The following is a 15,095-nucleotide window of genomic DNA, read 5'->3' on the forward strand; positions in this document are numbered from 1 at the left end:
AAACTGAAAAAGGATGTAAGGGATTTTGTCGAAAAATATTTTTTGGACACCCCTGAGGGGCCGAAAAGCCTTGATAAATCAACATTTCTAGAGGGAGGAATTGATGATGCATTCATTTTGCCATATGGGCGGCCCTGAAGGGGTGAAATTATGCGCCGGTCTGGCGCAATTAAAACAAGAACACGGCCCGCTGCGCGCCCAAATGGAGCAGCTGCTTGCCGCAGCGGAGGCGATCGGCCGCGGGGAAAATGACCGCAACTGGCGTGAGCCGCTCGCTGATTTGAGAGAAAAAGTTGAATCGTTCGTCGCCGCCTTAGATCCGCATTCGGAGCGGGAAGAAGGCGTATTGTTCCCAATGATGGCTCGGTACATCGGGCGGACGACCGGCCCTATCGCCGTTATGGAATACGAACACGAACAGGCGAAAACGCGCCTTTCCATGTTTTTAGAAAAGACCGCCCAGCTGCCGGAGAACATCGACAGCAGGCAGGCGTTGACGCTTGCCGGCGCGGTGATTGAGGCGTATCATATTTTGGATGAGCACTTCATGAAAGAGGAGAACGTGCTCTTCCCGATGGCCGAGCGGTTGTTGTCCGATGCGGAGAAAGAGGAGCTGTTTGCGCGCATTAACTAAGTAACAAATAAAAAACAGGATGCCCCAAACGACGGGCATCCTGTTTTTTATTATTGGTTCATTTGTTGGCCGGTTGTTATGCATGATCGTTAGGGTATGCGGAAGCGCACGTTGTTTCGTTCCCGCCGCCGTTAAAGTTGACAGGCCGGCTGTTAGGCAATCGGTTTGCCCCCTCCGCCTGTTCAGTTTAGGGTTCCTGATGTGACGCCCGCCGCTCGCTTACTTGGCGCGGTTGACCGGCTCTGCTTGTTTTGGCATTCGCTTTCGATAGACGACGTAGCTGCGCTGCAAGTAGCGGAGCGGGAAGCTGAATACGTGAACGAGACGGGTGAACGGCCAGACGGCGAACAAACCGAATGCAGCGAGAATATGAATCTGAAACCAAAGCGGCACCGCTTCCATATAAGCTGGGTTCGGACGGAACGTAAGAAGGCCGCGAAACCACGGGCCGATTGTCGTCCGGTAATCAAACCCGTGCGAATCGATGTTCAGAAACGTCGACGACAACCCGCTGGCGATCACGACAAGCAAAAATCCGAGCGCGACCCAGTCGCCGGTGCTGCTTGTCGTCCGTACGCGCTTGACCGTCAAGCGGCGGCGAAAAAGGATCACGAAACCAACGAAGGCCGCCAAGCCGGCCGGAATGCCGCCTGCCAAGGCGAGGGCGTGGTACATCTCTTCTGTCACGCCAAGCGCCTCGTAAAACGGCTCGGGAATGAGAATGCCCATCACGTGGCCGACAAACACGAACAAAATGCCCCAGTGAAAGAGAAGGCTTCCAAGGCGCAACTGCCGTTTTTCAAGCAGTTCGCTTGATTTGGATGTCCAGCCAAACTGGTCGCGCTGGTAGCGCCAAATATGGCCGGCGACAAATAGGACAAGCGCCAAATACGGAACAATCACCCAGAGAAATTGGCTGGCCATGCCGTTGCACCTCCTTTCGGGAGCGGCGTCACGCCGAGTTGAGTGAATGTGTGATTGAGCGCGTCAAACAGCTGTGCATACGGGCTGCCTGCCGCTGCCAGCCGGTCGCCGATTTCGCGGATATGGCCGGCATAATCGGCGAGCAAGGCGGTCGTATGCTCTTGATCTGCATAGGCCATCCATTCAAGCATGAGCGGCAAGTAGTCGGGCAGCTCGTGATCGGAGACGGCGAATCCGGCCGCCTCGTAGCGCGCTTTTAAGGCGACGAGTTCGATTCCGCGCTCCCGCTGTTCGCCGTTTGTCATATACGTCAAGTACAAATTCGTTTTTTTGCCGAAATCAAATGTTTCGACATATTGCTCCATCCGCTCTCGAGCCGGGGGGACCGCGAGCTGTTCGGCCACTGCCAAAAGCGGCGCGCGGACGGTTTCATCGTCAAGCGAGCGGATGGCGTCTAGGCAGTCAGGAAGCGATTCGGCCCACTGTTCGTCCGGGTAAGACAACAAATACGATACACATAGAAAGACCGTTTGTTGTTGTTCGCTGTTCATCGTAAATCCTCCATTTCATTATTGAAGGGGGCGGGGCTCGCCTTCTTTCTCCTTTTACAGCGTGCCGCAAGCGCCCGGGCCGCCGGCGAACGCCAGCCCGCAGCTGCCTTGTTCGGCGTAGAGGTCAGCGACTTCTTCGTGGTGCGATGCTGGAATGACGAAGCGGTCTTCGTATTTGGCAATCGCGAGCAAACGGTACATCTCTTCAATGTCTTCACGGCTTAAGCCGAGCGATTCAATGAGGCGGATGTCCGGCTGTTTGTTCGTTTGTTTCGCCCGCATGTATGAGCGCATGGCCGCCATTTTTTTCAATGTCGTGCGGATGTGCGCCGTATCGCCCGCCGTCAGCAAATTCGCCAAATATTCGATCGGAATGCGCATTTCATCAATGGCCGGGAAGATGTCATCGGCGCTCGCTTGGCTTCCTTTTCCTTCGATCGTATTCATGATCGGGCTCAGCGGCGGAATGTACCATACCATTGGCAGCGTCCGGTATTCCGGATGCAGCGGCAAAGCGATTTTCCAGTCGACGATCATTTTGTAAATCGGCGAGCGCTGTGCGGCGGCGATCCATTCGTCTGGGATGCCCGCTTCTTTCGCGGCGGCGGCGACGGCTGGATCGTTTGGATCAAGGAAAATATCAAGCTGGGCGTGGTACAGCTGTTTCTCATCTGTGACGCTCGCCGCTTCTTTCACTTTGTCAGCGTCATACAGCATCACACCGATGTAACGGATGCGGCCGACGCACGTTTCCGAACAAATCGTCGGCATGCCGGCTTCGATGCGCGGGAAGCAGAGCGTGCATTTTTCCGCTTTGTTCGTTTGCCAGTTGAAATACACTTTTTTGTACGGGCAGCTTGTGACGCAATACCGCCAAGCGCGGCAGGCGTTTTGGTCGACGAGGACGATGCCGTCCTCGTCGCGTTTGTACATGGCGCCTGACGGGCAGCTCGATACGCATGACGGATTGAGGCAATGCTCGCAAATGCGCGGCAAGTACATCATAAAGACATTCTCAAATTCCGTTTGGATCGCCTGCTCCATTTTGACAACGTTCGGATCACGCAAACCGGTGATATGGACGCCGGCCAGATCGTCTTCCCAGTTCGGCCCCCATGACAGCTCCATCCATTCGCCGGTGATGCTTGATTTCGGCCGCGCCACTGGCTGGTATTGTTTTAGCGGGCTGTTCGTCAACGTTTCATAGTCGTAATTCCACGGTTCGTAGTAATCGTCGATCGTAGGCTGGTACGGATTGTAGAACAAGTTGACGAGCCGCATCGCTTTCGAGCCGGATTTGAGCCGCAGTTCGCCGTTTTTCAACTCCCAGCCGCCTCTATACTTCTCTTGGTTTTCCCATTGTTTCGGATAGCCGATTCCGGGTTTCGTTTCAACGTTGTTAAAGTACATGTATTCAGCGCCGGGGCGGTTCGTCCATGTGTTTTTGCACGTGACGCTGCACGTATGGCAGCCGATGCATTTATCCAAATTCATCACCATGCCGACTTGCGCTTTAATCTTCAAGCCAATCAACCTCCTCGAGTTTGCGGATGACGACGTACAGATCGCGTTGGTTGCCCGTCGGTCCGTAATAGTTGAATCCGTAGCTTAACTGTGCATATCCGCCGATCATATGCGTCGGCTTTACGTGGATGCGCGTCGGGCTGTTGTGTGTGCCGCCGCGGTTGTTTGTCAGCTTCGTGCCCGGCACGTTAATATGGCGGTCTTGCGCGTGGTGCATAAACGCCATGCCGCGCGGCAGCCGGTGGGAGACGACGGCGCGGGCGACGACGACGCCGTTTTCGTTGAAACATTCGATCCAGTCGTTGTCGTTGATGCCGGCTTCGGCCGCATCATCTTTGTTCATCCACACGGTCGGCCCGCCGCGGAAAAGCGTCAACATCGGCAAGGAGTCGAAATACATGCTGTGGATCGACCATTTGTTATGCGGCGTCAAATAGTTCAAGATGACTTCCTTTCCGTTTTCTTTCGGGCGTTTGTTTGAAAACGGACGGTGCGGCAACACCGGCTTGAACGTCGCCATCGTTTCGCCAAACTCGTGCATCAGTTCATGATCGATGTAAAACGACTGCCGGCCGGTCAACGTCCGCCACGGGATGAGCCGTTCGACGTTCGTCGTAAACGGCGAGTAGCGCCGCCCGCCTTTTTCCGAGCCGCTGAACGCCGGCGAGGTGATGACCGTTTTCGGCTGGGCGGTGATTTGTTCAAACGTAAAGCATTCTTCCTCGCGTTCTTTCGCTAAATCGGCCAATTTCAAATCCGTCTTTTTCTCAAGCGCCTCCCACGCTTTCACCGCCATTTTGCCGTTTGTAGTTGATGACAGCGTCAAAATCGCTTCAGCCGCTTTTTTCGCTTCGCTGATATCCGGGCAGCCGTCGGCGATGGAAGCGCGCCGGACAGTGCCGAGCCGGCGTTTCAACTGTTCATACTCGTCTTTCGCTGACCAGGCAATCCCTTTTGTGCCGATCGGCTGGCGGGCGACATTTGGACCTAAGGCGGTCATTTGGTCGTAAAGAAGGGTATAGTCGCGTTCAATGACGTGAATGTTCGGCATCGTTTTGCCCGGAATCGGTTCAGTTTCGCCTTTGCTCCAGTCTTTCACTTCACCGAACGGCTGCGCCAGCTCTTGCGCCGTATCGTGCAACAGCGGAGTGGCGACGACTTCTTTCATTGGCTTTAAGCCGGCTTGTTTGGCGACATCAGATACGGCTTTCGCGAGTGATTTGAAAATATCCCAGTCCGAGCGCGCTTCCCAGAGCGGAGGCACGGCTGGATTGAATGGATGGACGAACGGATGCATATCCGTGCTGCTTAAGTCATGTTTTTCATACCATGTCGCTGCCGGCAGGACGACATCGGAGTAGAGCGCTGTGCCGGCCATGCGGAAGTCCAAGTTGACAAGCAGATCGAGCTTGCCTTCCGGCGCTTCATCGCGCCAGCGGATTTCTTCCGGGCGCAGGCTGTCGCGGTCATCGTTTAACAAGCCGTTCGTCGTGCCAAGCAAATGTTTTAAGAAGTATTCGTGCCCTTTGCCGGAGCTTGAGATTAAGTTGGCGCGCCAGACGATCAAGTTGCGCGGAAAATTCGCCTCGTTGTCCGGATCTTCGATCGCAAACTGCAATTCTTTCTTTTTCAGCTGTTTCGCGACGTAGGCGCCGATCTCTTCCGGCGTGCGGGCTCCATGGCTTACTGCTTCGTTATACAGCTCGATGCCGTTTTTGTTAAACGTCGGGTACGACGGCAGCCAGCCAAGCCGCGCGGCCAAGACGTTGTAATCGCCAGGGTGTGAATAGCGCGCTTTTTTGGCCAGCGGTGAGATGAGCTCATCGACCGGCCGCTCTTCATAGCGCCATTGGTCGGTCGCAAAGTAAAAGAATGACGTGCCGTTTTGCAATTTCGCTGGTCCGACCCAGTCGCGAGCGGTGGCGATTGTCTGCCATCCTTCCACCGGCCGCAGCTTTTCCTGCCCGACGTAATGGGCCCAACCGCCGCCATTCACCCCTTGGGCGCCGACGAACAAGACAAGGTTCAAGACGGCGCGGTAAATCGTATCGGAGTTGAACCAATGGTTGATCCCGGCGCCGACGATGATCATCGACCGGCCGTTTGTGTCGATCGCGTTGTCGGCAAACTCACGGGCGATTTTCACGACGAGTTCGCGGTCGACGCCGGTGATCGCTTCTTGCCATGCTGGCGTGAATGGCACCTCGTCATCGTACGAGCGGGCGACTGTGCCGCCGATGCCGCGGTCAATGCCGTAGTTGGCCAAAATCAAATCATAGACGGTCGTGACGTAAACGTCTCCTGTTACGGTTTGCACTTTTTTCACTGGAACCGCGCGTTCGATCGTTTTTCCGCCCTCAGCGGTGAAATATGGAAGCTGGATCGAGATGACTTCATCTTCGCTCCCTAAAAACGACAGGCGTGGCTCAAGCGGCTGTTCTGTTTCCTCATCAACAAGATGCAAGTTCCATTTTCCTTTGTCTTCCCAGCGAGCGCCGATCGTTCCATTCGGCACGACAAACGAGTCGGTGTTTTCATCATAGATGACCGGCTTCCATTCGGCATTGTTCGTTTGTTTGCCAAGGTCTTTCGCCAACAAGAAGCGGCCGGCCGTCCATGTGCCGCCGTTTTGTTTTAAGGTGACGACAAACGGAAAATCGGTGTACGTTTTGGCATATCGTTCAAAATATGGAACGGTCCGTTTGACGTAATATTCGTTTAAAATAACATGTCCCATCGCCATCGCCAAGGCGCCGTCCGTCCCTTGCTTCACCGACAGCCAGTCGTCGGCGAATTTTGTCGACTCGGCGTAATCTGGGCTGACGGAGACGACTTTCGTGCCGCGGTAGCGCACTTCGGCTAAAAAGTGAGCGTCCGGAGTCCGGGTGAGCGGGACGTTCGAGCCCCAGGTGATGATGTAGCCGGCGTTGTACCAGTCGCTTGACTCCGGCACGTCCGTTTGGTCGCCCCAAATTTGCGGCGACGCCGGCGGCAAGTCGGCGTACCAATCATAGAAGCTTAACATCGGCCCGCCCATCAGCTGCATGAAGCGCGATCCGGCGGCATGGCTGACCATCGACATGGCTGGAATCGGGGAGAAGCCGACGTTGCGGTCCGGGCCGTATTTCACAACCGTATACAATAAAGAAGCGGCGACAAGCGTCAATGCTTCATCCCAGCTGACGCGCACGAATCCGCCCTTCCCGCGCGCCTGTTTGTAGCGCTTCGCTTTTTCGCGGTCTTCAACGATGCTTTTCCACGCCTCAAGCGGGTTGTTTGGATGATGGGAGAGCGCCTCGCGCCACATGTCAAGCAAGATGCCGCGGACATACGGGTATTTGACGCGCAGCGGGCTGTACATATACCATGAGAAGCTCGCGCCGCGCGGGCAGCCGCGCGGTTCAAAGTCCGGCATATCCGGCCCGGTCGACGGATAGTTGAGCTGCTGTCCTTCCCAGGTGACGATGCCGTTTTTGACGTAAATGTTCCAGCTGCACGACCCCGTGCAGTTGACGCCGTGAGTCGAGCGGACGACTTTGTCGTGCTGCCAGCGGCGACGGTACGCATCTTCCCAGGCGCGGTCGCCGTAGGTTGTTTCGCTATGGCCGTCGGCTTGGCGCTCGATCGGCCGAATATATTTGAAACGGTTGGTGAGCGGAGATCGTTTTCGTTTCATTTGCTTCACTCCTTATTAGCGTTGTGTACTTTTAACTATAGCCATGATGTCAATAACGCGATGTTAACTTTGTCACACTTGGCATCATTGTCACAAATCCGTCAAAGAAACGAACGAATATTCTTTTCTGTGGTATAATGGGGAAAACGATAAAAGTTTGAGGGGATTTCGTTGCGATACTCCAGCCATGTCATTGCCACATTATGCCTCGGCGCGGCGGCGGCCGCGCATACAACGCTGCCGTTTACCGCCGCCTATACGGCGGGGCTTGTCATCGGCAGCCTTCTTCCTGACATTGACGAGCCGTCGTCATACGTCGGCCGCCGTTCGTTCGGCGTCGCGGGGAAAGTAAAAGAAGCGTTCGGCCATCGCGGCATGACGCATTCGCTCATCGTCTGGGGGGTGCTTGCCGCCCTCGTCTGGCGCGACTCGGCGTCGCCGTTTACCGCTGGGCTCGTGCTCGGCTACTTGTTTCATATTGTGGAAGACTTTTTTTCTGTTCAAGGGGTGCCGCTGTTTTGGCCGTTTTCGTCCAAGCGGTGGAAAGTGCCGCTCTATCGGACGGGAAAAGGGATGGAGAAAGCATTGGTTGGCATCGCTTGGATCGCATTCGTCTATTTTGGCGTCAACGGCTTGTTTCACGAATGGTGGCGGTCATGGTTGTCGATGTGGTAACGGCGTCCGATCAAAAAAGGAAAAAAGAGGTGCGGCGGCGAATATAGTGAGAGGAACGGATTTGACTAGATAAGGGGGAGAGGAAGATGAGCGAACAATATCCGGTGCTCTCGGGCGCCGAGCCGTTTTATGCCGAAAACGGGCCGGCCGGGGTGCTGCTCGTGCACGGGTTCACCGGCACGCCCCACAGCATGCGCCCGCTCGCTGAAGCGTATGCGAAAGCCGGCTATACCGTTTGCCTGCCGCGCTTAAAAGGGCACGGAACGCATTACGAAGACATGGAACGGACGACGTTCCACGATTGGGTCGCCTCGGTCGAAGAAGGATATGGATGGCTGAAACAACGATGCCAAACCATTTTTGTCACCGGGCTGTCGATGGGCGGGACGCTGACGCTTTACATGGCAGAACGTTACCCGTCCATCCGCGGCATCGTCTTGATCAATGCGGCCATCGATATTCCGGCCATCCGCGCTGGGATGGCGGCCGGGGGTGAGCTGCCAAGATATCTCGACTCGATCGGTTCGGATTTGAAAAATCCGGATGTGAAAGAGCTGGCGTACGAGAAAACGCCGACGGCTTCGCTTCTTCAGCTGGCTAGGCTGATGGAGCAAGTGAAAAGCGAGCTGGAACGCGTGGCCTGCCCGGCGTTGATTTTCGTCTCGAACGAAGACCATGTCGTGCCGCCAGAAAACGCCGATCTCATTTTTCAACGCATTCCATCGGCGCAAAAAGAAATGGTCCGTCTTCAAAACAGCTATCATGTGGCGACGCTTGACTATGATCAACCGGTCATTATCGAACGATCGCTCGAATTTTTCGCTAAGCATGCGGATTGAACATCTCTGTTTCCGGCCTTGTCCTGCCAAATTAGGGCAGGGCATTTTTTTGTAACATAACGGGCGTTCCGAGCGGCTATTTTCATAGTGCAGGCGGCGAACAAAACGGGTTCATCGATTTTTGTTGTCGTTATTTTTCTAAAAAAATAGGTGGCTGTTTTCGACGGCTTGTTCTAAACTAATGATAGTGAAAATGATAAAGGAGCTTTCAGTTGCATGATGATGGAACAAATTTCGTTGCTTATTCAAGAAAAGAGAATAATAGAGGCTCTTGACAGAATCAAACCTTATTTACAACATACGGACTTGTTCTGGTGGCGGCCGCTCATGGCTTCGTGGGACGAGATCGAACCGTTTCGGACGCTTGTCCGCCTGTTCGACTACGCGCTTATGTACCGGCATAGCGGGCTTGTCGCCCGGTACGCCCACCGGAAGTTCAACACGCTGCAGACGCTCGCGTGGTTGTGCGACGAATGGCTCGATCAACGCCGGCCGCTCGATGTGGAAGAGGCGCTCACTCCGCGCCTGACCGCCGCGCTCGAAGGCCGGGTGGAGGAGCCGAGGGAAGCGATCGCCCGGGCGGCGTTTGCGTTGGTGCGCGCTTTATTGGATATGCAGCGGGTCGAGGAGGCGCGGGAATGGATGGATGTGGTTGCCCGCTATGAGACGGCGCCGATGCATGACAAATGGGGCTACTTTTATATCGAGACCGGCGACCGGAAAAACGCGGAACAGGCGATTCGCGCCGGTCTCGACGACTCGGAGCGCGGCGATATGTGCTATTTGCTTCTTGCCGATTTGTATGCGCTCGATGGCCGCCACCGCGAGGCGCTTGCCGTTTTGGAAGAAGGAAAGCAGCGTTTTCCGCAAGTGTTAGCGTTTTACGCTGAGCGCGTGCGCCGCCTGCGCGATGTGCGCGCCTACCGCGAGGCGCTCGCGGCGATGGAGGAGCTTGACCGTTTGAATCCGTTTCATATGCATCGCCGTTATTTTGCCCATTTGCGCGCCGAATTGTATTACCAGCTTGACGAATGGGAGAAGCTTGAATCGCTTGTGAAAGCGGAGCCGCAGCTTGAAAAAACGCCGTACGCCCGCGCGCTTGGGCGGCAAGGGAAACGGTCGGTGGCGCTGCCGCTTGTGCCGGTCGTGCAAAAGCATAACTATTGCGTGCCGGCGAGTCTGGAAATGATGCTTCGATTGCTTGGCTCCCCCCGTACGCAGGATGAAGTGGCTCAACATATTTTTGATGTGCGCGGATCGAAATTGTCGACGACGGTTCATTATTTGGAAGAGCTTGGCTTTGTTTGCCGCTTTTTCGTCGGCTCGCCGCTTCGTTGGAAGCGGCTGATTGATGAGGGCGTTCCGGTGCTGTTAAGCGTCGATTATGAACAGTCATCGCACGTGCAAGTGCTGTTTGGCTATGACGAGCGGCTTGGGGCGTTGTACGTGCAAGACCCGAATCTATTTGATCCGTTTGTTGTTTCCGAGGACGAGCTTGCCAAATGGTATGCAGGGACGCATTATTTGTCGATTGTGGCGCTTCCCCGGGAAAAAGCGGCGCTCGCCGCCGAGCTCCCCGAAGAGGAAGACCGCTATTTCCGCGAATTGCATGCGTTGGCCGAAAAGATGGATGAGGACGAGCAGGCGCATTTCGACGCGTTTGTTGCCTTTTTGCGCAAGCATGAGCACATCCCGTACACATGGCTGTATGTCATGAAGCATTTTAGCAGCGATGAGGCGAAGCCGCTTGTGTTTGATTACACCAGGCGCGTCTTGAGCGAGTATCCCGAACATAACGACTTGCTGCTGATGGCGGCGAAAGCGTATGTCTACACGCAAGAAATGGAGAAGGCTGAAGACGTGCTCAAACGGGTGAAAGGAAAGGCGCAAAGCCCGCTCTACCATTATTTGCGCGGCCGAATCGCCTTTTTTGCCAGCCGCTATGAAGAGGCGGCCCGCTATTTTCGCACCTCGCTCCAGTTGGACCCAGACCAGCCGGAAGTGTGGAGCTATTTCGGGCTCACCTCGGCGTACGCCGGTCATATCGAAAAAGGGCTCATCTCTTCGCGCGTGGCAGTCAGCCTGTATCCGGGCGATTTGTTTATCGAAACGAACCATGGTGTGCTGTTGTTCCACGCGAAGCGGTTTGCCGAAGCGCGCGCCTGGTTTGATCGTCTTGTGCGCCGCGAGCGGCGGGATGCCCAGCTTTGGTATGAGCGGGCCCGCTGTGATCGGGAGCTCGGCCGCCGGCGCAAGGCGGAACGCGGCTTTGGCGTCGCCAAAGCGCTCGACCCGCAGGAACCGCATCCGTATTTGATGTTGGCTGACTTGTATGATGATGCCGGTGATCGGGAAAAAGCGAAAGCGGTGCTGGAAGAGGGGCTGGCCGCTGCCAGACGCTTGGCGCCGCTTTACGTCCGTCTTGGCGATCTCTATATGGAGGAAGGGGAGGCGGAACAAGCGGTTTCGTGCTACAAAGAGGCGGTCCGTCATGACCGCGATGACGTGTTCGCCCATCTCGGCTTGGCGTCTGCCTTTGCGGAGCGCGGGGATATGGAAGCGGCGCGCCGGTATGTGATCGAGCAGCGCGCCCGTTTTGCCGCCAACAGCGAATATTGGCTGAACGCGGGAAGATGGCTTGTCGCCCATGGGTTCGCCGACGAGGAGGAAGGACGCGAGACGGCGCTGTCGTGGTTGGAAGAAGGATTGCGTCTGGCTGAGTTTGAGGCGGAAGAAGCGTACGAGTTTTACCTTGATCAGCTGGCAACGCCGTCTTTAGAGGAACGCGGCCGGGCGTTTTTAGAGCAGCTTGTCTCGGCTCGCCCGACACTCGCTTCGGCCCATTCCGCTCTCGGCGCCCTTTATGAACGGCAAGGCCGGCCGTCGAAGGCCATGGCGTTTTACCGAGAAGCTGCCGCCATGGGCCATGCGCTTTCCCTCTTCCGGCTCGCGGAGCTGTGCGCCTCGCTCGGACGCTACCAAGAGGCGAAACAACATTATGAGGCGTGTCTCAAAGCCGATCCGTCGTTTGTCCTCTGCCATTTTCGCTTAGCTGCGCTCTATGAGGCAGAAGGAAACGAAGAGCGGCAGCACGCGCATTTGCTTCAGGCGGTGCGCTTGGCCCCGAAGCGCATCGATATGGAGCAGCTTGCCGCGATCGCGGAGCCTTCCGCGCTTCTCCGCGCGCTGGCTGATGCCCGTCCGCATGCAGGGGAGGTGTGGTATTACGACAGCCTTGGATATGTTTATGGAGCGCTCGGACGGCGCGATCAAGAAAAGGCGGCCGTCGAGAAGGCGCTTGCTCTTGACCCGGACCATCCTGAAGTGCTCCGCCATTGGGCGATGGTGCTGATCGCGGAAGGAAGCCAAAAAGAGGCGGCGAACCTGCTCGAACAGTTGATGGTGCGCCATCCGGACGATGAATCGTTGTACCCGTTGTATGTGGCTCTCTTTCCGAAAACGATGCGCGGCTTAGGGAAGCTGCGCCATCGACTCGAGCGGCTGAAGGCAAGCCGCGAGGCGAAAAGCGTGATGTATCGGAACACCGCCTCGGCTCTTTTCCCGTATTTTGGCGAGGAGCAGGGGGGGCATGACGAACCGGTGCGATGGTGGACAAAAGCGAAAGAATGGGTCGGCACCGTTGTCTTGTTTTCGATTGTGACCGATTTCTACGACGAAGCGATTCGCCTCAACCGTAGCGATGCGGAAGCCTACAGGCGGCTCGCCCGCTTATATGCCGCGCTCGAATTGGACAGCGATGCCGTGAAAACGTGGCGCAAAGCGCTCGCCCGCGTTTGGGATCCGTCTTTGGCGCAAGAATTTGTGGAATATTTATTGGCCGCCGATGAGGAAAGAAAACGCGAGGAAGCGAAGCGCTGGCTGGAGCGGCTGCTGGCTGATGACCCGGATGATGTCGACCTGCGCGTGTTGCAGGCGGTCGTTTGGCTTCAAGAAGGACAGCGCGAGAAAGCCGAGCGGCAGCTCGAGGAGATTGTGGCGGAAGAACCGCTCGCCCGTGAGGCGCTCATGTTGCTTGGCGAGCATTATATGGAAACGGGCCGCTATCAAGAAGCGGCGGCGCTTTGGGAGCGCTATGCCGATTGGTATCCTGAGGATGAAGAGTTCCATATGCAGCTTGCGGCTGTTTATGAAGAAGCGGGGCGCATCGATCAGGCGCTCGCGGCCATCGAGCGGTGCGTCCATATGGCCAACGATGCCCGGCTTCGCTACGAACGAGCCCGCTATCTCGCGCTGCTTGGACGCTTCGATGAGGCGAAAGAAGAGCTTCGGGCGGCGCTGGCGGCCGATGAAAGCGGGGAGCTGGCCGTCTTGGCAGCCGACGAGCCGGCATTTCACCGCTTGGAGCGGATGTGATCAATTGTTGCTTTTCTTTCGGTTGAAAGTTTGCTATTGTATGGAAAGAGAACAATCGACAGGCGAAAGGGAGGTGGACGCATGGAAGCGCCTATTGATTTGCTTGTGTATATGTCGCTTGTCGGCGCGCTATGGATCATCATGAAAGGACATACGAGCGCGCGCCGGATGGCAGGTTCGCTGTTTTATGAACCGGCGTTGGCCGCGGTTCGCGAGCATGAAGCAGAGGGAGGCGCCGAACGGGCGGCGCTTCCATGGCGCCCGCTGTTTTTGCCGCAACGGCGGAAAATTCCCGTTCGGGAACGGACAAGCCGAACGGATGAGGATGGAAGGCCCTTTCCTTTATGTTGAAACGGCATGATTTTGCAACATGATATTGAAGGAGGGCTTTTCATGAAAAAATGGGTATTGGTGCTGCTTGGCGCCGTTTTGCTTCTTGCCGGCTGCAACCGCAACGAACCGATCGACGAACATAGCCAAGGCATTTGGAACCATTATTTTGTCTATCCAATGTCGAAGCTTCTTTTGACGCTTGGGCACTGGTTTGGCGACAATTACGGCATCGCCATTATCGTGCTGACGCTCATCGTCCGCTTTTGCTTGCTGCCGCTCATTTTGAAGCAGTTCCGCGCATCGATCGCCATGCAAAAACTGCGCCCGGAGCTTATGAAGCTGCAAGAAAAATATAAAAGCAAAGACCCGGAAACGCAGCGCAAGCTCCAGCAAGAAATGATGCAGCTGTATCAAAAGCACGGCGTCAACCCGGCGAGCGGCTGCCTGCCGGTGCTCATTCAAATGCCGATTTTTATGGCGCTGTATTACGCGATTTCGCGGACGCAAGAAATTAAAACGCATTCGTTCTTATGGGTCGAGCTCGGCCATCGCGATCCGTATTTCATTTTGCCCGTTTTAGCGGCGTTGACGACGTTCATCTCGCTCCGCCTGTCGCCGTCGATGGCTGAAGAACAAATGCCGCAAATGGTGATGATGTCGTACATCGTGCCGGTCATGATTTTTATCGGCGCCAGCTCCGTTCCATCGGCGCTGTCGCTCTATTGGGTCGTCGGCGGCTGCTTCTCGATCATCCAGTCGCTCATTTTGCGTGCTCAAATGAAAGCGGCCAAAGCGGCGGAAAACAGCTAAAACGACTTCGACAATCCCCTGTCTGCTTCAAAGCAGGCAGGGGATTTGTTGTCTTGTCTGCTGTCCATATTGCTATGGTATAATGGTAGAAAAGCCCAAAAAGATGTAGGCGGATGAAAAAACAGCAACCCGACCATGCAGGAAGAGGAAAAGGAGTGAACGGGAATGAACAAAGCGCTTATTAACATCGACTACACCGTCGATTTCATCGCCGATCATGGCGCGCTTACATGCGGGAAACCGGGGCAGGCGATTGAAAAAGAGCTCGTGCGGGTGACGAAACAGTTTATTGACAACGGTGATTTTGTCGTCTTTGCCATTGACAAACATGTGGCGGGAGACGACTATCATCCGGAAACGAAGTTGTTTCCGCCGCATAACATTGAAGGGACGGAGGGCCGAAAGCTGTACGGGGAGCTCGAAGAGGTGTATCAAGCAAATAAGCATAAAGACAACGTCTACTGGATGGACAAAACGCGCTACAGCGCGTTCGCCGGGACCGATTTGGAGCTGAAATTGCGCGAGAGAGGCATCACGGAAGTGCATTTGGTCGGCTGCTGCACCGATATTTGCGTTCTTCATACGGCGGTCGATGCGTACAACAAAGGATTTCGCATCGTCGTCCACCGGCGGGCGGTGGCGAGCTTCGACGCGGCGGGACACGAATGGGCGCTCCGCCATTTTCGCCATACGCTAGGCGCGGAAATAGTGGAATAATGGAGAAAACGTGATAGAATAGACGATGAACATTGTTT

General features: G+C 55.7%; 11 protein-coding genes. 7 read left to right on the forward strand and 4 right to left on the reverse strand.

Features of this window, described 5'->3' with window-relative positions:
* The first annotated feature begins 106 nt into the window (after positions 1-106).
* Positions 107-634, forward strand: coding sequence for a hemerythrin domain-containing protein (locus CV945_RS04245; RefSeq protein WP_020278823.1), 528 nt, complete (start codon positions 107-109; stop codon positions 632-634).
* Between the two features lie 219 nt (positions 635-853).
* On the opposite strand, the gene narI is transcribed toward CV945_RS04245, so the two are convergent.
* Genes narI through CV945_RS04265 form a run of 4 tightly spaced genes read right to left on the reverse strand, consistent with a single transcriptional unit; the run spans position 854 to position 7,309 of the window.
* Complete coding sequence (gene narI / locus CV945_RS04250) at positions 854-1,558, reverse strand: respiratory nitrate reductase subunit gamma (RefSeq protein WP_023634577.1); 705 nt, start codon at positions 1,556-1,558, stop codon at positions 854-856.
* Positions 1,534-2,109 carry a nitrate reductase molybdenum cofactor assembly chaperone gene (narJ, locus tag CV945_RS04255; protein ID WP_100659205.1) on the reverse strand — a complete coding sequence of 192 codons (576 nt, stop codon included), beginning with the start codon at positions 2,107-2,109 and terminating at the stop codon, positions 1,534-1,536. The genes narI and narJ overlap by 25 nt, the downstream gene beginning before the upstream one ends.
* Positions 2,110-2,163: 54 nt before the next feature.
* Positions 2,164-3,633 (reverse strand): nitrate reductase subunit beta, encoded by a 1,470-nt coding sequence (narH, locus tag CV945_RS04260; RefSeq protein ID WP_100659206.1) that lies wholly within the window; start codon positions 3,631-3,633, stop codon positions 2,164-2,166.
* The gene (locus CV945_RS04265; RefSeq protein WP_100659207.1) at positions 3,623-7,309 is read right to left on the reverse strand and encodes a nitrate reductase subunit alpha; all 3,687 of its coding nucleotides are present in this window, start codon (positions 7,307-7,309) and stop codon (positions 3,623-3,625) included. Before CV945_RS04265 ends, narH begins: the two co-directional genes overlap by 11 nt.
* A 171-nt stretch (positions 7,310-7,480) precedes the next feature.
* On the opposite strand from CV945_RS04265, the gene CV945_RS04270 reads away from it, so the two are divergent.
* The 6 genes from CV945_RS04270 to CV945_RS04295 all read left to right on the forward strand — a co-directional run bounded on the left by CV945_RS04270 (position 7,481) and on the right by CV945_RS04295 (position 15,057).
* Positions 7,481-7,984 carry a metal-dependent hydrolase gene (locus CV945_RS04270; protein ID WP_020756115.1) on the forward strand — a complete coding sequence of 168 codons (504 nt, stop codon included), beginning with the start codon at positions 7,481-7,483 and terminating at the stop codon, positions 7,982-7,984.
* An 86-nt stretch (positions 7,985-8,070) separates the two neighbouring features.
* Entirely contained in the window at positions 8,071-8,823 is a 753-nt protein-coding gene (locus CV945_RS04275) for an alpha/beta hydrolase (RefSeq protein WP_100659208.1), read from the forward strand.
* 216 nt (positions 8,824-9,039) lie between these two features.
* Positions 9,040-13,197, forward strand: a complete 4,158-nt coding sequence (locus tag CV945_RS04280; RefSeq protein ID WP_100659209.1) for a bacteriocin-processing peptidase family protein — start codon at positions 9,040-9,042, stop codon at positions 13,195-13,197.
* A gap of 81 nt (positions 13,198-13,278) precedes the next feature.
* Complete coding sequence (locus CV945_RS04285) at positions 13,279-13,548, forward strand: hypothetical protein (protein ID WP_015374914.1); 270 nt, start codon at positions 13,279-13,281, stop codon at positions 13,546-13,548.
* Between the two features lie 42 nt (positions 13,549-13,590).
* Entirely contained in the window at positions 13,591-14,340 is a 750-nt protein-coding gene (gene yidC / locus CV945_RS04290) for a membrane protein insertase YidC (RefSeq protein ID WP_100659234.1), read from the forward strand.
* Between the two features lie 165 nt (positions 14,341-14,505).
* The gene (locus tag CV945_RS04295) at positions 14,506-15,057 is read left to right on the forward strand and encodes a cysteine hydrolase family protein (protein ID WP_044742870.1); all 552 of its coding nucleotides are present in this window, start codon (positions 14,506-14,508) and stop codon (positions 15,055-15,057) included.
* Positions 15,058-15,095: the final 38 nt, after the last annotated feature.

It is taken from the genome of Geobacillus sp. Manikaran-105 (assembly GCF_002809955.1).
Lineage (GTDB): Bacteria > Bacillota > Bacilli > Bacillales > Anoxybacillaceae > Geobacillus > Geobacillus thermophilus.